At 70.8% G+C, this 19390-nt stretch carries 20 protein-coding genes; 6 read left to right on the top strand and 14 right to left on the bottom strand.

Annotation, left to right across the window (positions count from 1 at the left end):
• Positions 1-215 precede the first annotated feature (215 nt).
• Entirely contained in the window at positions 216-425 is a 210-nt protein-coding gene (locus tag AB0M88_RS40085; protein WP_364111078.1) for a hypothetical protein, read from the bottom strand.
• Positions 426-497: 72 nt separating this feature from the next.
• Positions 498-1316, bottom strand: coding sequence for a class I SAM-dependent methyltransferase (locus AB0M88_RS40080; protein WP_364111077.1), 819 nt, complete (start codon positions 1314-1316; stop codon positions 498-500).
• A gap of 116 nt (positions 1317-1432) precedes the next feature.
• Here AB0M88_RS40080 and AB0M88_RS40075 point away from each other — a divergent pair, with 116 nt between their 5' ends.
• Entirely contained in the window at positions 1433-2614 is a 1182-nt protein-coding gene (locus tag AB0M88_RS40075) for an ROK family protein (protein ID WP_364111076.1), read from the top strand.
• Here AB0M88_RS40075 and AB0M88_RS40070 read toward each other — a convergent pair.
• From AB0M88_RS40070 to AB0M88_RS40035, 8 genes are all read right to left on the bottom strand, one after another.
• On the bottom strand, positions 2611-4005 hold the full coding sequence (locus AB0M88_RS40070; protein ID WP_364111075.1) for a GH1 family beta-glucosidase: 1395 nt from the start codon (positions 4003-4005) through the stop codon (positions 2611-2613). The genes AB0M88_RS40075 and AB0M88_RS40070 overlap by 4 nt on opposite strands.
• Before the next feature lie 62 nt (positions 4006-4067).
• Positions 4068-5075, bottom strand: a complete 1008-nt coding sequence (locus tag AB0M88_RS40065) for an ABC transporter ATP-binding protein (RefSeq protein ID WP_364111074.1) — start codon at positions 5073-5075, stop codon at positions 4068-4070.
• A gap of 7 nt (positions 5076-5082) precedes the next feature.
• A complete protein-coding gene (locus tag AB0M88_RS40060) occupies positions 5083-6135 on the bottom strand; it encodes an ABC transporter permease (protein WP_364111073.1) in 1053 nt (350 codons plus the stop codon).
• Positions 6136-6138: 3 nt separating this feature from the next.
• A complete protein-coding gene (locus AB0M88_RS40055; RefSeq protein ID WP_364111072.1) occupies positions 6139-7119 on the bottom strand; it encodes an ABC transporter permease in 981 nt (326 codons plus the stop codon).
• Positions 7116-8207 carry an ABC transporter ATP-binding protein gene (locus tag AB0M88_RS40050; protein ID WP_364111071.1) on the bottom strand — a complete coding sequence of 364 codons (1092 nt, stop codon included), beginning with the start codon at positions 8205-8207 and terminating at the stop codon, positions 7116-7118. Before AB0M88_RS40050 ends, AB0M88_RS40055 begins: the two co-directional genes overlap by 4 nt.
• Positions 8208-8277: 70 nt before the next feature.
• Positions 8278-9966 (bottom strand): ABC transporter substrate-binding protein, encoded by a 1689-nt coding sequence (locus AB0M88_RS40045; RefSeq protein WP_364111070.1) that lies wholly within the window; start codon positions 9964-9966, stop codon positions 8278-8280.
• Positions 9967-10103: 137 nt separating this feature from the next.
• Positions 10104-11126 (bottom strand): LacI family DNA-binding transcriptional regulator, encoded by a 1023-nt coding sequence (locus AB0M88_RS40040; protein WP_364111069.1) that lies wholly within the window; start codon positions 11124-11126, stop codon positions 10104-10106.
• Between the two features lie 155 nt (positions 11127-11281).
• Entirely contained in the window at positions 11282-12130 is an 849-nt protein-coding gene (locus AB0M88_RS40035) for an NAD-dependent protein deacetylase (RefSeq protein WP_364111081.1), read from the bottom strand.
• A gap of 97 nt (positions 12131-12227) precedes the next feature.
• Between AB0M88_RS40035 and AB0M88_RS40030 the strand changes: the two genes are divergently transcribed.
• The 3 genes from AB0M88_RS40030 to AB0M88_RS40020 all read left to right on the top strand — a co-directional run bounded on the left by AB0M88_RS40030 (position 12228) and on the right by AB0M88_RS40020 (position 14806).
• Positions 12228-12554: a hypothetical protein gene (locus AB0M88_RS40030; protein WP_364111068.1), complete on the top strand. Its 327-nt coding sequence runs from the start codon at positions 12228-12230 to the stop codon at positions 12552-12554.
• Positions 12555-12712: 158 nt separating this feature from the next.
• The gene (locus tag AB0M88_RS40025; protein ID WP_364111067.1) at positions 12713-13657 is read left to right on the top strand and encodes a hypothetical protein; all 945 of its coding nucleotides are present in this window, start codon (positions 12713-12715) and stop codon (positions 13655-13657) included.
• Between the two features lie 114 nt (positions 13658-13771).
• Positions 13772-14806: a phosphatase domain-containing protein gene (locus AB0M88_RS40020; protein WP_364111066.1), complete on the top strand. Its 1035-nt coding sequence runs from the start codon at positions 13772-13774 to the stop codon at positions 14804-14806.
• On the opposite strand, the gene AB0M88_RS40015 is transcribed toward AB0M88_RS40020, so the two are convergent.
• Entirely contained in the window at positions 14780-14965 is a 186-nt protein-coding gene (locus AB0M88_RS40015) for a hypothetical protein (RefSeq protein ID WP_364111065.1), read from the bottom strand. The genes AB0M88_RS40020 and AB0M88_RS40015 overlap by 27 nt on opposite strands.
• A gap of 17 nt (positions 14966-14982) precedes the next feature.
• Between AB0M88_RS40015 and AB0M88_RS40010 the strand changes: the two genes are divergently transcribed.
• On the top strand, positions 14983-15609 hold the full coding sequence (locus AB0M88_RS40010; RefSeq protein ID WP_364111080.1) for a hypothetical protein: 627 nt from the start codon (positions 14983-14985) through the stop codon (positions 15607-15609).
• A gap of 115 nt (positions 15610-15724) precedes the next feature.
• On the opposite strand, the gene AB0M88_RS40005 is transcribed toward AB0M88_RS40010, so the two are convergent.
• Together AB0M88_RS40005 and AB0M88_RS40000 are read right to left on the bottom strand one after the other, a co-directional pair.
• Entirely contained in the window at positions 15725-15886 is a 162-nt protein-coding gene (locus AB0M88_RS40005; RefSeq protein ID WP_364111064.1) for a hypothetical protein, read from the bottom strand.
• Between the two features lie 187 nt (positions 15887-16073).
• Entirely contained in the window at positions 16074-17714 is a 1641-nt protein-coding gene (locus AB0M88_RS40000; RefSeq protein ID WP_364111063.1) for a DEAD/DEAH box helicase, read from the bottom strand.
• A gap of 166 nt (positions 17715-17880) precedes the next feature.
• Here AB0M88_RS40000 and AB0M88_RS39995 point away from each other — a divergent pair, with 166 nt between their 5' ends.
• On the top strand, positions 17881-18729 hold the full coding sequence (locus tag AB0M88_RS39995) for a sigma-70 family RNA polymerase sigma factor (RefSeq protein WP_364111062.1): 849 nt from the start codon (positions 17881-17883) through the stop codon (positions 18727-18729).
• Between the two features lie 43 nt (positions 18730-18772).
• Here the strand turns inward: AB0M88_RS39995 and AB0M88_RS39990 are convergent, their stop codons facing one another.
• Positions 18773-19291 carry a hypothetical protein gene (locus tag AB0M88_RS39990; RefSeq protein ID WP_364111061.1) on the bottom strand — a complete coding sequence of 173 codons (519 nt, stop codon included), beginning with the start codon at positions 19289-19291 and terminating at the stop codon, positions 18773-18775.
• Between the last annotated feature and the right edge of the window lie 99 nt (positions 19292-19390).

The following is a 19390-nucleotide window of genomic DNA, read 5'->3' as shown; positions in this document are numbered from 1 at the left end:
GGTGTAGCGCGGGGGCGCCCCGGTCCGTCGTGTGCGGCTACAACCACCAAGGTTACGCAAACAAAATCGGACGCCCATACCACCGGCGCCGCCCGGGCCGGCGCGGGCCTACGGCCCGCAGTGGGCAGGTGCTTTCACTGTAGAGACGGGACCAGTCCCGGGCGTACGAAAGAAAGAAGGAGCGGCGAGAAGAGCCGCCGCCCCTCCGGTCAGCGTTATTTGCTCGGAGCGGGGACGTCGCACTTGATCTTGGGGTTGACGCCCAGCCAGTTGAGGGGGCCGGCGATGACGGTGACCACCACCGTGCCCGCCTTGGCGCAGCTGGTGTCGCCGTTGTCCTTGAAGTAGCCGCGTTCGTAGGCGGCGACGCCGCCGATGACCAGCCAGAGAAGGATGATCAAGCCGCCGATCGAAGTGCCGCGCATCGGGTTCTCCTAGCTCGTCGGAGATGGGGTCCGTCGGGGATGGACCCGCGAATACCCCGATGCGTTCGATCTCTAAACGACCGCCTGCAAGGTGTAGCTGTGCGGGAGCCGCTCCGGGTGGTCGATGAGTTGCCATTCGCCGTCGTCGAGTTCGCGCATCTTGCCGGGAAGCGCGTTCCACGGGACGGACTGGTGCTCGATCAGCGTGGTGATCGTCAGGCCGGCTTCGAGCAGCGCCGTGACGATCTCGCCGAGGCCGTGGTTCCATTCGTGGGTGACCGTCGCCTGGAACCGGTGGTCGGTGGTCACGTAGGTGTACTGCTCGTCGATCACCAGCGGGGCGGGCTGCTCGAAATAGGTGGTGTGCAGGGCGAGCAGGTCGTCGTCGCGGTCGTAGTCGAGGGACCAGAGCACGGGGTGGCCCTCGCGGATGTGCAGCCGGCCGCCGGGGCGGAGCAGCGAGCGGACGGTCCGCGCCCAGCGGTTGATGTCGGGGAGCCAGTTGAGCGCGCCGACACCGGTGTAGACGAGGTCGAAGTCGCCGTCGAGGGCGGCGCGGGCGCCGTAGACGTCTGATTGGACAAATCGGATATTGGGCGTGCCGGCGACGAATTGCCGGGCCACCTCGAGAGCGGGCCCGGAGAAGTCGAGGCCGATCACGGAGGCGGCACCCAGCCGGGCCAGCGACAGCGTGTCGTGACCGATGTGGCATTGCAGGTGAACGACCCGCTGCCCGTCGAGAGAACCCAGCCTCGGCCGGTCGAAACGCACCGTGTCGCTCAGGAACGCCGGATCGGCGGCGAATCGGGCCAGACCGTATTCCGGGGAGGCGGCGTGAACGGCCGCCCGCTCGTCCCAGTTGGCGCGGTTGACGCTCAGATAATCGGTCACGCGGGCAAGATACTGCGCCCGTCTACGGTTTTTCCGGCTCATGGCGTTAGATGGGTCAACAGTCGAGCGGAACGGGGTGCAGAGGGTTGGAGACCAGGCGGACAACGGTGCGGGACGTGCGCCGGGCTAATCGGTCCAGCCTGCTCACCGACCTCTTCCACGGCGGCCGGCAGAGCCGCCAGCAACTCGGCGCCACCACGGCCCTCAGCCAGGCCAGCGTCAGCAACCTGATCGGCGAGATGATCGACGAGGGGCTGGTCGAGGAGGCCGGACTGGTCGGCTCGGACGGCGGCCGGCCGCGGGTGCTGCTGCAGGTGCGCCCCGGTTTCCGCTATGTCGTGGGCGCCGACGTCGGCGAGACCCGCATCGTGGTCGAGCTCTACGACCTGGCCATGAACCGCCTGGCCGCCGCGAAATACCAGCACGACGACGACCCCGACCAGGTGTCGCGCCAGCTGCTGAACGGTCTCGCGGCGGTGATCGAGGAGGCCGGTGTCGCGCCCGACGACGTCCTCGGCTACGGCGTCGGCGTGCCCGGCGTGGTCGACCAGGGCGTGGTCTATTCGCAGGTGACGGGCTGGGACGCGGTTCCGCTCGGCGACGTGCTGGCCGGCGGCACCTCGGTGCCGGTCTTCGTCGAGAACGGCGCCAAGACCGTCGGCCAGGCCGAGATGTGGTTCGGCGCCGGGCGCGGCGCCCGCCACGCGGTCATCATTCTCATCGGTACGGGCGTGGGCGCGGCCGTCGTCATGGACGGTCACAGCTATCGCGGGGCGAACAGCAACGCCGGCGAGTGGGGGCACACCACGCTGGTCTACGACGGTGATCTGTGCCGGTGCGGGGCGCGGGGCTGTCTGGAGGCGTACGTCGGGGCCGAATCGATCAACCGGCGACTGGCCGGCGCCGCCGGGGACGAATACGACCTCCAGAAAGCTCTCGCGGACCAGCGGCACAGTGAAAAAGTGGCCGATGTCTTCGCACAGACCTGTGGCTACCTGGGCGCCGGCATCGCCGACCTGATCAACCTGTTCAGCCCGGAGCGCATCGCGATCGGCGGCGGGGCCGGGCTGCCGCTGGCCGAGCGTTTCCTGCCCGAGATCCGGGCCGCGGCGGCCGCCCACGCGCTGCGCCGGCCCTACGCCCAGACGACGATCGAGGCGTGCCTGCTGGGCCCGGAGGCGGTCGCCATGGGCGCCGCCACGTTGCCGATCGCCCGGCTGCTCGCCGAGGGCGGCCTGCCGGCCCCGCAGGAGGAAGAGATCCTGCTGACCCGCAAGCCGCCCGCCGCACGACGCTAGGAGCGGATGCGCGCGATCGTGTCGCGCAGCCACAGGGCGCTCTGCTTCGGCGTCCGCTGCTGGGTGTCGTAGTCGACGTGCACGATGCCGAAGCGCTTGGCATAGCCGTACGCCCACTCGAAGTTGTCGAGCAGCGACCACGCGAAGTAGCCCCGTACGTCCGCGCCCTGGGCCCGCGCGTCGGCCACCGCGGCCAGGTGGGTGGCCAGATATTCGGTGCGGTCGTCGTCGCGTACGGTGCCGTCGGCCGCCACCTCGTCGGCGAACGCGGCGCCGTTCTCGGTGATCACCAGCGGCAGGCCGGGGTAGTCGCGGTGCAGCCGGACCAGCAGCTGGGTGAACCGTTCCGGGGTGATCGGCCAGTCCATCGCCGTGCGCGGGGTGTCCGGGAGAATCGAGCGCACCACCGGCTCGCCGTTCTCGTCGTGGGTGCGGCCCTGCTCGTCGGTGCCGGCGAAGTTCTGGCCGAAGTAGAAGTTCACGCCCAGCACCTCGAACGGCGTCGAGATGATCTCGAGGTCGCCGTCCTGGACCGGGAACGCCGACCCGCGCTGGGCCAGGTCGGCCACGATGTCGGCCGGGTAGCGGCCGTAGCGCAGCGGGTCGAGGTAGATGCGGGTGCCCATGCCGTCGGCCCGGCGCGCGGCGTCCCGGTCGGCCGCGCTGTCGGAGGCCGGATCGGCGGTGCCCATGTTCAGCGTGATCCCGTACGTGTGCGGGCGCGTCTCGGCCGCCCGCATGGCCTGGGTCGCCAGGCCGTGCCCGAGCAGCAGGTGGTGCACCGCGCTGATCGCCGCGTCGTGGTCACGCCGCCCGGGCGCGTGCACCCCGACCTGGTAGCCGAGCCAGGCCGAGCACCACGGCTCGTTGAGCGTGCTGAACGTGTCGACCCGGTCCTGCAGCTTGTCGAAGACGAGCATCGAGTAGTCGGCGAACCGGTAGGCGGTGTCGCGGGCCGGCCAGCCGCCCGCGTCCTCCAGTTCCTGCGGCAGATCCCAGTGGTACAGCGTGACCCACGGGTCGATGCCGGCGGTCAGCAGTTCGTCGACCATCCGGTCGTAGAAGGCCAGGCCGGCCGGGTTCGCCGGGCCGCGGCCGCCGGGCTGCACCCGGGGCCAGGCGACCGAGAACCGGTACGCGTCCACGCCCAGACTCTTGATCAGCGCCACGTCTTCCGGCATCCGGTGGTAGTGGTCGCAGGCGACGTCGCCGTTGTCGCCGTTCGCTACGGCACCGGGCACCCGGCAGAAGGTGTCCCAGATGGACGGTGTGCGCCCGTCCTCGGCGACCGCGCCTTCGATCTGGTAAGAGGACGTCGCGACGCCCCAGGTGAAGGCCGGGGGGAAGTCGACCTCGGCGACAGAAGGGGCAAAACGGGCGGTGGGGTTCATGGCTCTCCAGTAGGCGGGGAAATAAAGGGGCCGGCCCTGGGAAGGGAGCCGGCCCCTGGATGTCATCCGACGGGCTGCTTCGCGGGGTGGAGCCAGCAGGCCACCGACCGGGTCGAACCGTCCGGGGTGTCCGGGCGGCCGAGCACCGGGATCTGGTCGGCGCACGGGTCGAAGGCCTTCGGGCAGCGGGGGTGGAAGGAGCAGCCGCTCGGCATGCCGGCCAGGTCGGGCGGGGAGCCCGGGATGCCGGCCAGCTCGCGGCGTTCGCCGCGGAGCGCCGGGAACGAGCTGAGCAGGCCCTTCGAGTACGGGTGCAGCGCGTCCCGGTAGAGCGAGGACGCCGGAGCCTCCTCGACGATCCGGCCGCCGTACATGATGGCGATCCGGTTGGAGAACTCGACCAGCAGCGACAGGTCGTGGGTGATGAAGATGACCGAGAAGCCGAGCCGCTCGCGCAGCTCGATCAGCTGGCCCAGGATCTGGCGCTGCATGACCACGTCGAGCGCGGTCGTCGGCTCGTCCATGATGACGACCTGCGGCTGCAGGATCAGCGCCATCCCGATCATGACGCGCTGCCGCATGCCGCCCGAGAGCTGATGCGGGTAGGCGTCCATCCGGTCGGCCGAGATGCCGACCAGTTTGAGCATCTCGCGGGCCCGCGCGTCGCGGCTGTGCGCGCTCATCTGCGGCTCGTGGGCCTTGAGCACGTCGGTCAGCTGGGTCGAGATCTTGTGGACCGGGTTGAGCGAGTTCATCGCGCCCTGGAACACGATCGCCGTCTCGGCCCACCGGAACTCGCGCAGCCTGCGGTCGCTCAGTTCGAGGACGTCGTAGGACGAACCCTCCCGCGGGTGGTAGATCACCTCGCCGCCGGTGACCACGCCCGGAGGCGCCAGCAGGCGGGTCAGTCCGTAGGCGAGGGTCGACTTGCCGGAGCCGCTTTCGCCGGCCAGGCCGAGCACCTCACCGCGGTGCAGGGTCAGGCTCACGTCGCGGACCGCGCGGACGGCCCGGTCGCCGAGGCCGTAGTCGACGTTGAGGTCGCGGATCTCGAGTACGGGTTCAGGCATTGCTCGTTCAGGCATTGTTCGGGACCTTCCGTGCCACCGGCGTGGCGCCGTCCGGGTCGATCGTGGGAGCCGGGGTGGACGACAGCACCGGCGTGAAGCCGATCCGCATCCGGACCGTCCGGCCCGACACGGTCTTGATCTTGGTCTTGCCGGCGCTGCGGAGGCGCGGGCTGACGAACTCGTCGATGCCGAAGTTGATCAGCGAGAGCGCGGTGCCGAGGAGCGCGATGGCCAGGCCGGCGGGGACGAACCACCACCAGGCCTTCTGGGCGAGCGCCTGCTCGGTCTGGGCCCAGAACAGGATCGTGCCCCAGTTCCAGCCGTTGTTCACCACGCCGATGAAGGCGAGCGTGATCTCCGCCAGCACCGCGAACAGCACCGTGCCGACGAAGCCGGCCGCGATCACCGCGGTCAGGTTGGGCAACAGCTCGAAGATGATGATCCGCCAGGTCTTCTCGCCGGTCGCCCGGGACGCCTCGACGTAGTCGCGCCGCCGCAGCGAGAGCGTCTGCGCCCGCAGCACCCGGGCGTTCCACGACCACGACGTGAGACCGATGATCAGCGCGATCAGGGTGTCACTGGCCCCGCCCAGGGCCGAGGTGATGATGATCATCAGCGGGATGGCCGGGATGACCAGGAAGACGTTGCTCAGCGCGGACAGGCCGTCGTCGGTCTTGCCGCCGATGTAGCCGGCCGAGACGCCGACCAGGATCGAGAGCACGGTCGCCACGATGCCGGCCAGGAAGCCGACGTAGACCACGCTGCGGGCGCCCGACAGCAGCTGGCTGAGGATGTCCTGTCCGATGTGGGTGGTGCCCAGCCAGTGCCTCGCCGACGGGCCGGCGACCAGGTCGCTGCTGCGCGCGTCCGGGTCGTACGGGGCGATCCACGGCCCGATGATCCCGATCAGCACGTAGATGCCGAGCAGGACGAGGCCGGTCGCGGCCTTGGGGTTGCGCAGGAAGAGGAACCGCCGGCGCTTGGCCGGCTGGTCGTCCGGCTGGGCCATCGAGCCCTGTCCGGGGATGACCTGCTCGATGCTCGAGGTGGGAATCGTCATCGCTCAGCCCTCCTTGCGGGTGCGCGGGTCGAGGAGCAGGTAGACCACGTCGGCCAGCAGGTTCGCGATCAGCACGGCGATCGTGATGATCAGGAAGATGCCCTGCATCAGCGGGTAGTCCTTGGACTGGAGCCCTTCCAGCAGCGTGAAGCCGAGCCCCGGGTAGGAGAAGACGATCTCCACCAGCAGGGTGCCGCCGACGATGAAGCCGAGCGACAGCGCGAAGCCGGAGACGCTGGGCAGCAGCGCGTTGCGTGCCGCGTAGCTCATCGCCACCCGGCGCCCGGACAGGCCCTTGGCGTGGGCGACCGTGATGTAGTCCTCCGACGACACCGTGATCATCATGTTCCGCATGCTGAGGATCCAGCCGCTGACCGAGGAGATCAGGATGGTCAGGGCGGGGAGCAGGCTGTGCCGGATCGCGCTCGGGATGAAGTACTGGTCCCAGGCCGGCACGAGGTTGGCGTCGAAACCGCCGCCGGACGGGAAGAAGCTGTTCGGGCCGGCCAGCAGGTAGATCGCCAGGATGCCGAGCCAGAAGTACGGCACCGAGGAGAAGAACGTGGTCACCGGCAGCAGGCCGTCGGCCCACGAGCCGCGCCGCCAGCCGGCCAGCACACCCAGCCCGGTGCCGATCAGGAAGCTGACCACCGTCGTGATGCCGACCAGCAGCACGGTCCAGGGCAGCGCCTGCCCGATGATCTGGGAGACCGGAGCGGGGAAGAAGGTGAAGGACAGGCCGAGGTTGCCGTGGATGATCTGATTCCAGTAGTCGATGTACTGGTGCCAGAGGCTCTCGTTCTTCTTCAGGCCGAACAGCGCGTAGAGCGAGTCGATCGCCTGGGTGCTGATCTCGCCCTGCCGCTTGGCGATCAGCGACTGGACCGGGTCGCCGGGGGCCAGCCGGGGAACGAAGAAGTTCAGGGTGATCGCGGCCCACAGCGTGAAGATGTAGAACGCGATGCGCTGCAGGAAGTACCTCACGACTGCCCCTCCTCGGCGACACCGGCGGCGGCCGAACCGGGCTGCTGCGCGGCGACGGTCGCCTCGTCGAACAGCCAGCACGCGGCCCAGTGGCCGGGCGCGTCACCAATTTCGATCTTCACCGGCAGGTCGGTGGTGCACCGCGGCATCGCCATCGGGCAGCGCGGGTGGAAGCGGCACCCGGACGGCGGGTGGATCAGGCTCGGCGGCTCGCCGCTGCCCCGGTCCTGAAGGGTGTCGGTGTCGCCGGTCAGGCGGTCCGGGTCGGGCGCCGAGTCGATCAGGAGCCGGGTGTACGGGTGAGCCGGCGACTGGGTGACCGTCTCGCTGTCGCCGCCCTCGACCATCCGCCCCGCGTACATCACCATCGTCTCGTCGGCGAAGTAGCGGGCCGACGCGATGTCGTGGGTGATGTAGAGGATCGCCAGGTTGAGGCGCTCCTTGAGGTCGCGCAGGAGGTTGAGCACGCCGAGCCGGATCGAGACGTCCAGCATGGACACCGGCTCGTCGGCGAGCAGGGCCTCCGGTTCGGCGGCCAGCGCCCGGGCGATCGCGACGCGCTGCCGCTGACCGCCGGAGAGCTCGTGCGGGAACTTGTCCAGGTAGCGCTCGGGCGGGGTCAGCGCGACCCGGTTCAGCAGCCCGTGCAGCGCGGTCTCGAGGTCGTCGCCCGCGTTGTCGTGGATCTTCAGCGCGCGGCTGAGGTGGTAGCGGATCGTGTGGACCGGGTTCAGTGAGGCGAACGGGTCCTGGAAGATCATCTGTACCCGGGCCGCGTAGCCGCGGAACTGCCGGCCGGGCCGGACGTGGGTGGACTTCCCGTGCAGCTGAATGTCGCCGCCGGTGCGGGGATAGAGCTGGGCGAGCAGCCGGGCCATCGTGGACTTGCCCGAGCCGGACTCACCGACCAGGGCGACCACGTGGCCGCGGCGCAGCGTCAGGTTCACGTCATCGACGGCGTGCACCGCGTTCTGCTGTTTGGAGAAGAGTCCGCGCAACGACCGGCGGACGGGGAAGTGCTTGGTCAGGCCGATCGCCTCAAGCACCACCTCGCCGGCCGGCGCCTTCGCGTCCTGGGTCGACGTCATGTCCGGAGATCCTTAAGAGAGATAACCGCCGAGGGCCGGTCCCCGTGCGGGGACCGGCCGCCGAGGACGATCAGGAGTTGGCGGGCTTGAGGTTGTGCAGGATCAGCGACTCGTACGCACCGGTGGGCTGGCCACCGGAGTACGGGTCACTGTCCGACGGCCAGCCGGTCCAGTACTTGTCGTTGTAGGCCATGCCGACGTTGTCCGAGCCGACCGGCAGCATCGGGGCCTGCTCGACGAAGATCTTCTGCAGCGTGTTCAGCGCGGTGGTGCGGTCGGCGTCGCTGGTCGCGTTGGCGTAGGCGGACAGCGCCGCCGTGGCCTCCGGGCTGTTGAACCGGCCGAAGTTGCCCTGCTGGGCCTCCTGGCCGATCGGCTTGAGCAGCTTGCCGTCCATCACGGTCTGGTAGATGTCGTACGGGGTCGCGCCGCTGTTGGTCCAGTGGAACGTGCCCTGGAAGTCACCCTTGTTGACGTCGCTCTGCCAGGCGTCCTGGTTCGGCTTCTCGACCGTGGCCTTGATGCCGATCTGGGCGAAGTTGCTCTTGAGCAGCTCGAGCGAGGTCTGGTAGTCCGACCACGGGGCCGGGTCGGTCAGCTTGATGGTGACCGGCTTGCCCGACGGGTCGGTCAGCGTGTCGCCGTTGAGCTTGTAACCGGCGCTCTGGAGCAGGCTCTTGGCGCCCGCCACGTCGACGCTGAAGGTCTTGCCCTTGTAGTCGGGGGCGATGAAGGCGTCACCGGAGCCGTCCGGCAGACCGGTCACGCTCTTGATCTCGGGGTGGAAGTAGCCCGACTCGGCCTGGTTGAAGATGTCCGCCCGGTTGATGACCATGTTCATGGCCTGGCGCAGCTTCACGTCGTTGAACGGCTTGACCGTGGTGTTCAGCCAGAGGCCGTGGATGCCGAGCACGCCCGGGGCCCAGATCTTGTGGTGCGGATCGGTGGCCTCGAAGACCTTCTGGACGTTCGGGATGAAGACGAAGCTCCAGTCCACGGTGCCGTTGTTCAGCGCGGTCGTCATGGTGTCGTTGCCGGACGGGGAGACCGCGCGGATCTCCTTGACCTTCGGCAGGTCCTGCCAGTAGCCGCCGTCGGTGCGCAGGTCGAGCGTGGCGCCGGCCTGGGTGAACGACTTCAGGACGTACGGGCCGCTGCCGACCGGGTTCTTGTTGGTGTCCTTGCTCGGGTCCGCGATGTTCTTCCAGATGTGCTCGGGCACGATCGGGGTGGTCGCGACGATCTTGTTCTGGTTGACGAACTGGCTCACCGGGAACGTCATGTGGACCGTGTTGCCGTTGGCCGTGATGTCACCGAACTGGATGGCGTTCTGGTTGACGTCCTTGTTGGTCTTGTACAGGTTGAACGTGTAGGCCACGTCGGCACCGGTCAGCGCCTGCCCGTCGGACCACTTCGCGTTGTCGCGAACGGTGATGTCGACCGACTTGTAGTCGGCCGCCCACTTCACGTCGGTGGCCAGCCACGGCTTGTTCGGCTCGGCCGGGCGCGCCGGATTGAACTGCTGCAGCGGCTCGTAGATCAGCCACTGGTAGGCCATGTTGCCGGCCGACGAGGTGGTGGCGAACGGGTTGTTGTTCTCGGTCTGGTTGCCGTTCGGCATGCCGAGGGTCAGGTAGTCGCGCCCGTTGCCGGCCTTGTTGGCGTTGGCGTTGGGTGAATTTTTCGAACTGCACGCGGTGAGACCACCAGCGGCGAGAATGCCCGCCGCAGCGACCGCGATCAACTTCCTGCGTTGCATCGAGTTTTCTCCTCGAATGGTGCGAATCGGGTGAGAGGGGTGCCCGAGAAGGGCGTGCGTCATCGCGGCGCCGGCCACCTGGCCGGTTCCGGGACTTCGCCGGTGTTGCGTGGGTTTGTTGGTGCGGTGCCGGTGTTTCAGGAGGTGGTGCTGTGCGGACCCGCGACCGTCGATCCCCGCGCGACGAAGCTCGCCGGGATTATGGTCGGGCGGTTGGGCAGGGGTGTGCCCTCGAAATGTGCGAGCAGGGTGCGGGCCGCGGCCTCACCCATCTCTCTTGCCGGTTGGTGGACAGTCGACAGTGACGGCTGGGTGTGTGCCGCCGTGGGGATGTCGTCGAAGCCGACGACCGCGACGTCCTGCGGGATGCGCTTGCCCCGGTCGAGCAGGCCCTGCATGGCGCCGATCGCGGAGAGGTCGTTGTGGGCGAAGACCGCGTCGAACTCGATCCCGGCGGCCAGCGCCTCCTGGACGCCGGCCACGCCGCGCTCGACGGTGAAGTCACCGGGGCGCACGCGCTCGGACGGGATCGGGTGGCCGGCGGCCGCGAACGCGGCCGCGAAGCCGTCCAGCCGCTGGACGGTGCAGCCGAAGCGCTCCGGCCCGGCGATCACGAGCGGCCGGGTGCGGCCGATCTCGAGCAGGTGGGTGGCCGCGCCGCCGGCTCCGGTGTGGTTGGTCGTGCCGACGCTCGGGATCTGGCCGGTGCTCTGGTCGCGGTCGTCGATGAGCACGACCGGCAGGCCGCGGGCGTGCAGGGTGGCGATGTAGTCGAGGGTGCCCTCGGGCTCGATCACCAGCAGGCCGTCGAACGACTTGGCCGAGACCTGGGCGCCGAACTGGCGCATCGACTCCTCACCCCGGTTGCAGGTGAACAGGAGGAGGCCGTAGCGCTCGGTCTCGAGAACGTCGACCGCGCCCTGGAGCACCTCGGCCATCCAGGGCCAGGTGAGCGAGGGCACCAGCATGCCGACCACCCGGGTGCGCCCGCGGGCCAGCCCGACGGCGCGGGAACTGGGCACGTAGCCGAGCTCGTCGATCACCGCGCGGACCCGGGCCGCGGTGGATTCGTCCAGCTCACCCTTGCCGTTGAGGACGCGGGACACGGTCGTCTTGCTGACCTTGGCCCGGGCCGCCACATCGGCGATGGTGATTGGCACTGGTCCTCCTGGGTTGACTGCCGGTTGTCACCGACTCGTTTCACCGGGATTTCGGAACCGGTTTCGGGAGCGGTTCCGGCAGTTAACGACAGTGAAGCGGGTCACGTCAATGTGTAGCAGTCTTTATTTAGGTTTCAGGACGGTAACCGCGCCTGTTAAATGCGGATTTTCTCGGCGGAACCCGAAGTCGCCTCGCGGGCCAGATGAGGCAGAACGATGCCCAATGGGGCATCGACGACGATCCCCGCGTACGGCTCGCCGCGCGTCACTCCACGATTGACGATCGCCACCCGGATGCCGAGCTTGGCCGCCCGCAGCACGAACCGGCGCCCCGACATCACCGTCAACGAGGAACCGAGCACCAGCAACGTGCGCGCGCTCCCGACGAGGGCGAAACTGCGCTCGACCCGGTCGACCGGAACCGTCTCTCCAAAGTAGACGACGTCCGGCTTGAGCAGCCCACCGCACCCCAGGCAGTCGACCACCTCGAAGCCGTCCAGCGCCGCGTCGTCGAGCTCGGCGTCGCCGTCCGGGTTGATCGCGGTGGCCACCCCCGCGAAGGCCGGGTTGGCCGCGTCGAGCCGGGCCGCCATCTCGGTGCGGCCGGTCAGCTCGCCGCAGTGCAGGCAGACGATGCGGGCCAGGTTGCCGTGCAACTCGACCACCCCGTGCGCGCCGGCCGCCTGATGCAGGCCGTCGACGTTCTGCGTGATGATGCCGTCGACCAGGCCGAGCCGCTGCAGATCGGCCACCGCGCGGTGCCCGTCGTTGGGCCGGGCGTCGCCGATGTTGCGCCAGCCGAGGTGGCTGCGGGCCCAGTAGCGCTGCCGGGCCACGTCGTCGCCGGTGAACGTCTGGTAGGTCATGGGGGAGCCGCGCCGGGCCGAGCCGGACGGGCCGCGATAGTCGGGAATGCCGGAATCGGTCGACAGCCCTGCGCCGCTCAGCACCACCACGCCGCCCTCGGCGATCCACCCGCCGAGCTCGGCCACCTGCCCCACCATCTGAAGGTCCACCCGTCCATGGTCCCTCGTCCGTGTCAGGGGGCGTAACCCGTGTGCGGACGTGCGCGTTTCCGCCCGAAACGGTAGGTTGGTGCCTGTGACGGCAGTGACGCGAGTGCTTCCCCGGGATTGGGACGGCCGGCGTCTTCTGCGTTTCCTGACCGGTTTGGCCATGCTCGCGCTCGCCTTCACGGTCCACGCCACGCCGCCCGCGCCCGCGCTTCCCGCGGCGCAGCCGGCGGCCGCGGTGGCCTCCGCGGTGTCATCGGTCGCGACGACGCCTTCGGCGACCGCCGACGAGCTTCCGGCGCTTCCGCCGCCGCCGCGGGAAACCCCGCTCTACGTCAGCTCGGCGATCATCCTCCTGCTGATCACGGGCTTCGCCCTTCGCGTACGCGCGGAGCGCGCCCCGCCTCTCGCCTGACGCTTCAGCCCGTTGCCGGCGACCTCGGCCCGTCGAACGTCGCCGTGTGGTGGTGACGGCTCACCCCGTACGGAAAAAGCCATCGCCACGCCGTGCGCAAGCCGCACGACCAGCGCAATCACCCTCCAAGATCGCGTCTGTCAGCGAGGTGTCGTCCCGTGGGAACCAGCTTGCACAGCTTCCTCGTCTCCATTCCGCTCGCCATCGTCCTCTGGGCGCTCATGCTGCTCGGCGTGGCCGTCACCGTCGTCCTGATGGGCCGGCCCCGCGACTCCGCCGCGCCTGCCACCGGCCGCTCGCGTGCCGCCGGGCCGGCCGCCCGCTCCCGCGGCTCGGCCGCGCCGCCGCCCGCCCGCTCCGGCGCCGCCGGGTCCGCTGTCCCCTGGTGGCGCGCCGTCGACGCCGCTGCCGCTCGGTCACGCGCCGGCCGGACCTCGGTCGCCCACTCCGCTGCCGCCGACCCGGTTGCCGCTGACTCGGCCGCCGACTTGGCTGCCTACTCGCTTTCCGACGACCCGGACGCCCGCTCGGTCGACGATGACCTGCGGTTCGCCGACGAGGTCGCCGTCGCCGCCGAGCACGCGGCGGCGACCGCGGCCCGCGGCCGGGCCGACTGGGAGGCCGCCGAGCGGGAGCTCGACGCCGCCTGGGCGGCCTATCAGGAGGCCGACGCGGCCGCCCGCCGCATCTGGGCCGCCACCTCGTTCCCGCTGATGAGCCGCCGCCGGAGGCTCGGCGAGAACGCCGACCGCGAGCGCTACCTGCACCGCGCCGCGACGGCCGCCTGCCGCCGGCGGGAGCTGTCGATCGGCCGGCTCAACGACGTCTACGCGCATCGCGGCTGGAACCCGCGGCTGCACCCGGTCGTGCAGGAAGCCTTGCTGCACAACGCGATCCGGGAAAACGCCTTCGCCCGCTACCAGGCCGCGCAGCGGCGTGAGCGGGCCGCCTGGCAGCAGTCCGAGATCGCGGCCGAGGCCCTGCGGGCGCTGCGGGCCGAGGCGGCGGCCGCGTTCGGGCGCACCGCGGCCGAGCAACCGGCGGTGAGCGAATTCTGGTGGGCCGAGCCGTGGACGACCGGCGAGCTCCCGGCGGCCGCCTGAGTTCCACAGTGGACCTGAGCGGCCCCGATAGCGCGTTCGGGAGCGGCTGTCGTACCGGGCGGGTACCGTAACCGGGCAGGATGCCGCACGCAGCAGAAGGGCAGGGAAGACCGCGTGGCGCGTGCTTCACAATCGTCCGCGGTCCGGTTGCACCGGGCCGCGCGCATCGAGGATGCCGTCCACGAGATCGTCGTGCGCCGCTTGCGCAACCGCGGCTGGCAGCCGGTCATCACCGCCTACACCGGTTACGGTTCGCCCGGCTGGGCCCGGGTGATGGCCCGGGTCGTGCTCACCCGCCCGGCCACGTTCCGCAAAAGCCTCGACAAGTCGCGCGGCTGGCGCAGCTTCACCAGCTCGCCCGTGCACGACGAGATCGTCCGCATCCAGATGGGCGACCAGCTCACCGAGACCCGCACCGACCGCAGTGGTTATGTCGACTGCGTGGTCAAGGGCGACCTCGAGCCGGGCTGGGGGAGTGTCCGGCTGACCGCCGAGGGCGCCGCCCCGGTCGAGGCGCCGATCCGGGTGATCGACCCGGCCTGCCGGTTCGGCGTGATCTCCGACATCGACGACACGGTGATGGTGACCGCGCTGCCCCGGCCCCTGCTCGCGGCGTGGAACACGTTCGTCCTCGACGAGCACGCCCGGATGGCCGTCCCCGGCATGGCCGTGCTCTACGAGCGCCTGGTCACGGCCAACGCGGGCGCCCCGGTGTTCTACCTGTCGACCGGCGCGTGGAACGTGGCGCCCACGCTCTCCCGGTTCCTCTCCCGCCACCTCTACCCGGCCGGCCCGCTGCTGCTGACCGACTGGGGCCCCACCCCCGACCGCTGGTTCCGCAGCGGCCAGGAGCACAAGCGCACCACCCTGCGCCGGCTGGCCGGCGAGTTCCCGCACGTGCGCTGGCTGCTGATCGGCGACGACGGGCAGCACGACCAGGAGATCTATTCCGAGTTCGCCCACGCCCACCCGGAAAACGTGGCCGCGGTGGCGATCCGCCGGCTGTCGCCGACCCAGGCCGTGCTGGCCGGAGCCATCCCCGGGCCGGCCGGCAACCCCGAGGCGGTCGGCTCGGGCGGCAAGACCTGGTTCTCGGCGCCCGACGGCGCCGGCCTCTGGTCCCTACTCCGTGACTCCGATGTCGTCTGAGCCCGCCTCGACGCTGGTTTCGGCCAGCCGCTCGTGCAGCCGAGCGCGCACCTCGTCGGGCGTATACGCTCGCCGCTTGCGCTCGGCGCGCCCGATCACCACCCCGGTCGCCGCGACGCCCGCCAGCCCGGCCAGTCCCACAACCTTCCACCAACGCATCGCTTGAGGATAGACACATCGTGACCGCCATCAGCCTCGATCAGGCCATCGACCTGACGCGCACGGGTGACATCTGGATCTTCCGCGGCCGGTCCGGGCCTGACCGGGCCATCCAGACGCTGACCAACAGCCCGGTCAACCACGTCGGCATGTCGCTGGTGATCGAGGACATGCCACCCCTGATGTGGCACGCCGAGCTCGGCAAGTCGCTGCCCGACCTGTGGTCCGGCACCTTCCAGCGCGGCGTCCAGCTGCACGACCTGCGCGACGCGGTCGCGGTCTGGGGCCACCGCTACGGCCAGCGGGGCTGGCTGCGCCAGCTCGACCCGGGCGCCACCAAGACCATGGAGGACCGGGCGCTCAAGACGGTGGCCCGCCTCGACGGCACGCCGTTCCCGTCCTCGGCCCAGCTCGCCTCGCGCTGGGTCCGCGGCCGGTTCCCGCAGATCCGCCGGTCGGCGACCGCGCTTGAGACGGCCTACTGCGCCGAGGTCGTCGCCCTGACCTACGAGGAGATGGGCCTGCTGCCGCGAGGCCGCAAACCCAACTGGTACGACCCCGGCCGCTTCTGGAGCGGCGACGAACTCGACCTGTGCGACGGCTTCGCCCTCGGCGACGAGATCGCGGTCGACGTCTCGGTCTAGGCGTGTCCGGCGTCGAGCAGCTCTTCGAAGAACCCGCCGAAGCCTCCTCCCGGTCGACGAGGTGGATCCCGGCCGAATTCGTCCATCCTGGACATCTGTCGGACGCCGGAGTGCCTCAGCTGTCGCCGTAGGGATCGCGGGCCGCCAGCATGTCGGCCATCACGACGGCCGGCCGGCGGCGCTGGCGGACCTGGGCGCTGGCGCGCGGCCGGAACTTCGGCTCCCGTCCGCGGCCGCACCGCTCGAAGCCCTCGTAGCGCAGTCCCGTGGCAAGCACGGCAGCCACAGCGGCCCGGCGGGAGGTGTCCAGGCGCCGGCGCGGCCCTGACCGCGGGTGTTCAACGTGCGTAGCTACCCGCGGCGCACCTTCGCCGAGACGCCGGACGGGCTCGACCGGATCGACCTGTTCTCCATTCCGGTGTGGCCGTCGGCCGAGGAGCCGGCCGGCGGCCACATCCGGCCGGTCAGCGGCCGCCGCGGCGGCCGGCTCGGGTGCTGGACGAGAAGGCGGCGGCGCCGCCCGACGACGTCGGGCGGGAACCGTTGGCGCCGGCCGCGGACCGCGTCTCGCTGGTGTGGACCGGGGTCGACCCGCTGCCGCGGCGGCCGCGGTTCTGCGCGGCGGCCTGGTCCTTGCGGCCGCCGCCGCTTCCGCGGGCCGCCCCGCCCTGCTCGGAGCGGGATCCGGCCGTGCGGCCGGCGCCGGCGTGCTGCTCGGTGCGGGGGCGTGCGGTGCGGGCCCCGGCCACGTGCTGCTCACGGGGCGCCGCGGCCGGGCGGTTGCCACGGCCGCGACCGGACCGGCCGGCCGGTGCCTCGTCGAAGGCCCGATCGGCCGACGCGGACCCGCCGGACCGGGAGCGGCCGGTCGACCCGCCGCCGGAGCCGGAACCGCGGCCGCCACCGGTCGGGCTCGGTGCCGGCGCGGCCGACGGGGCCAGGAACGTGCGCTCGCCCGGCGCCAGCTCGGACAGCAGCGGGTCGCCGGGGCGGGTGCGGCGGGTGGTCGGGCGTACGCCGGCGCGGCGGGTCAGGTCGCGGACCTCGGCCTGCTGGTCGTCGGTCATCAGGGTGATGACCGTGCCGGCCGCTCCGGCCCGGGCCGTGCGGCCCGAACGGTGCAGGTACGCCTTGTGCTCGACCGGCGGGTCGGCGTGGATGACCAGGGCGACGTCGTCGACGTGGATGCCCCGGGCCGCGATGTCGGTGGCGACCAGGGTGCCCGCGGAGCCGTCGGAGAAGGCGGCCATGTTGCGGTTGCGGGCGTTCTGCGCGAGGTTGCCGTGCAGTTCGACCGCCGGGACGCCAGCCTGGTTGAGCTGGCGGGTCAGCACCTTGGCGCGGCGTTTGGTGCGGGTGAAGACGACCGAGCGGCCGGGTGCGGCCAGCAGGTCGACCAGCACCGGGAAGCGGTCGTCGGCCCGCACGTGCAGGACGTGGTGCGACATCTCGATCGGCGCCTCGGTGGCCGAGTCGACCGAGTGCGTGACCGGCTTGTGCATGAAGCGCTTGACCAGCACGTCGACGCCGTTGTCGAGGGTCGCCGAGAAGAGCATCCGCTGCCCGGCGGACGGGGTCTGGTCCATCAGGCGGCGGACCACCGGCAGGAAGCCGAGGTCGGCCATGTGGTCGGCCTCGTCGAGCACGGTGATCTCGATCGCGTCGAGGGAGGCGTGGCCGTTGCGGAGGTGGTCGTCGAGCCGGCCCGGGCAGGCGACGAGCACGTCGACCCCGGCCCGGAGGCCGCGGATCTGTGGGGTCGGACCGACGCCGCCGAAGACGGTGAGGGTGCGCAAACCGAGCTTGGCCGCCAGCGGCGCCATCGTGGCGTCGATCTGGGTGGCGAGCTCGCGGGTCGGCGCCAGGATCAGTGCCCGTGGGCGTCCCGGCTTGCGTGGGCGGCCGGAGGCGGCCAGGCGGACCAGGACGGGCAGGACGAAGGCATACGTCTTGCCGGAGCCGGTGCGCCCGCGGCCCAGCACGTCACGGCCGGCCATCGAGTCGGGCAGCGTGGCCGCCTGAATCGGGAACGGGGTGGTGATGCCGAGCTCCGTGAGTGCCGTGGTGAGGGCCTCGGGCACGCCGAGCTCGGAGAAGGTGCTCATGTAGTGGGGACTCCCAAAATGTTGCGCGAACGATCCATTGTACGGGCGTCCAGCGAAAGCAACCGTTTCGCACCCCAGCGCGACCCGATTAGCACTCAGCGTGACTGACCGTTCTTCTCAGCGCCGGTGTCCCCTCTGCCGGCCGGTAGCCGAGGAGACCCCCCACATGAGCGGTGCACTTGACGCCAATCGCCGTCGCGAGGACATCGTCCAGAAGCACATGCCTCTGGTCGGCCACCTGGTCCGGGAGATGCTCGCCCGGGTCCCGGCACATGTCAACCGCGACGACCTGATGTCGGCAGGATACGCCGCCCTGGTCGGCGCGGCCCGCGGCTTCGACGACGAGCGGGGTGTGCCGTTCGCCCGGTTCGCCGCCGCCCGGGTCCGCGGGGCCCTGCTCGACGAGCTGCGCGGCCTCGACTGGGCCAGCCGCTCGGTGCGGCAGCGCGCCCGGCGTACGGACGCCGCCCGGCAGGAGCTGACCGCGGAGCTGGGGCGTACCCCGACCGTGCAGGAGGTCGCCGGCCGGCTCGGCTGCACCATCGAGGACATCGAGTCGGCCGACGACGACGTGCAGCGGGCGGTCGTGTTCAGCCTCCAGGGGTTCGCCACCGCCGGGGCCGAGGACATCGTGACCGAGCCGAGCGCCGGCCCGGAGGAGATGCTCATCCGCCGGGAGCGGCTGGGCTACCTGCGGCACGCGATCGAGGCGTTGCCGGAGCGGCTGCGCGTGGTGGTGCAGGGCTACTTCTTCGACGAGCGGCCGATGGCCCAGATCGCGGTCGACCTCGGGGTCACCGAGTCGCGCGTGTCGCAGCTGCGGGCGGAGGCGCTCGGGCTGCTCCGGGACGGGCTCAACACCCATCTCGACCCGGCGCTGGCGGCCCAGAGCGCGGTCCGGGAGGGCTGCGTCGCCCGGCGCCGGGCCGCCTACTACGACCAGATCGGGGAGCGCGGCTCGTTGCGCACGCGCCTGGCGATGACCGGCCCGGACGGGCTGCCGGTAGCGGCGTGAGAGGAGCCCGCCGCGACAGGGCGGCGGGCCCACGCGTACGTCCTCAGGCGCCGGAACCGGCGCAGGTGCCGGCCTTCTTCTGGGCCGCGATGGCCTTGACCGCGCCGAGCTTGTAGAGGGCGAGGCCCTCCGGGGCCGGCTGCAGTTTCCAGGCGTTGTTCTCGTAGACCATCGTGTACGACTGGGTGGCGACCAGCTGCTTGGCGATCACGATCGCCTTGTCGGTGCCGTCCAGCCGGGCGCTGGTCAGCTGGATCGCCAGGCCCTTGCGGGAGCAGGCCTCGTTCAGCTTGACGTAGTCGGCCTGGCTGATCGCCGCCTTGCCGGCCGCGGTGTACATGTCCCACGCGCCGGCGAAGTCGCCTCCGGAGAAGCGATCGAAGACGGTCTGCGCGGCCGCCTTGGCGCCGTCGATGGTCTTCGCCTCGGGGCCGGTGCCGGCGGCGGCCGCGGCGTTGCCCGCCGGGGCGTCGTCCTTGGTGCAGGCGGAGGTGGCTCCCAGGGCGGCGACGGCTATGAGGGCCGCCGCGGCGATACGTCGGAACGGGTGAATGTGGGTCATGTCCGGACTAATGTCGATGGGCCGTTCCGCGTAACGGCTCGCCGGGGAAGATGACGGATTGCTGACACAAAACCGGCGAGCCGTAACCTGGGTTACACG

Source organism: Actinoplanes sp. NPDC051411, assembly GCF_040682075.1.
Lineage (GTDB): Bacteria > Actinomycetota > Actinomycetes > Mycobacteriales > Micromonosporaceae > Actinoplanes.
This window is presented reverse-complemented; position numbering and strand designations above follow the sequence as displayed.

Excerpts from the sequence above, each read along its gene's own strand:
- AB0M88_RS40085 (WP_364111078.1), bottom strand. The coding sequence starts at position 425 with ATGCGCGGCACTTCGATCGGCGGCTTGATCATCCTTCTCTGGCTGGTC.
- AB0M88_RS40070 (WP_364111075.1), bottom strand. The coding sequence starts at position 4,005 with ATGAACCCCACCGCCCGTTTTGCCCCTTCTGTCGCCGAGGTCGACTTC.
- AB0M88_RS40065 (WP_364111074.1), bottom strand. The coding sequence starts at position 5,075 with ATGCCTGAACCCGTACTCGAGATCCGCGACCTCAACGTCGACTACGGC.
- AB0M88_RS40060 (WP_364111073.1), bottom strand. The coding sequence starts at position 6,135 with ATGACGATTCCCACCTCGAGCATCGAGCAGGTCATCCCCGGACAGGGC.
- AB0M88_RS40050 (WP_364111071.1), bottom strand. The coding sequence starts at position 8,207 with ATGACGTCGACCCAGGACGCGAAGGCGCCGGCCGGCGAGGTGGTGCTT.
- AB0M88_RS40045 (WP_364111070.1), bottom strand. The coding sequence starts at position 9,966 with ATGCAACGCAGGAAGTTGATCGCGGTCGCTGCGGCGGGCATTCTCGCC.
- AB0M88_RS40035 (WP_364111081.1), bottom strand. The coding sequence starts at position 12,130 with ATGGTGGGGCAGGTGGCCGAGCTCGGCGGGTGGATCGCCGAGGGCGGC.
- AB0M88_RS40015 (WP_364111065.1), bottom strand. The coding sequence starts at position 14,965 with ATGCGTTGGTGGAAGGTTGTGGGACTGGCCGGGCTGGCGGGCGTCGCG.
- AB0M88_RS40000 (WP_364111063.1), bottom strand. The coding sequence starts at position 17,714 with ATGAGCACCTTCTCCGAGCTCGGCGTGCCCGAGGCCCTCACCACGGCA.
- AB0M88_RS39995 (WP_364111062.1), top strand. The coding sequence starts at position 17,881 with ATGAGCGGTGCACTTGACGCCAATCGCCGTCGCGAGGACATCGTCCAG.
- AB0M88_RS39990 (WP_364111061.1), bottom strand. The coding sequence starts at position 19,291 with ATGACCCACATTCACCCGTTCCGACGTATCGCCGCGGCGGCCCTCATA.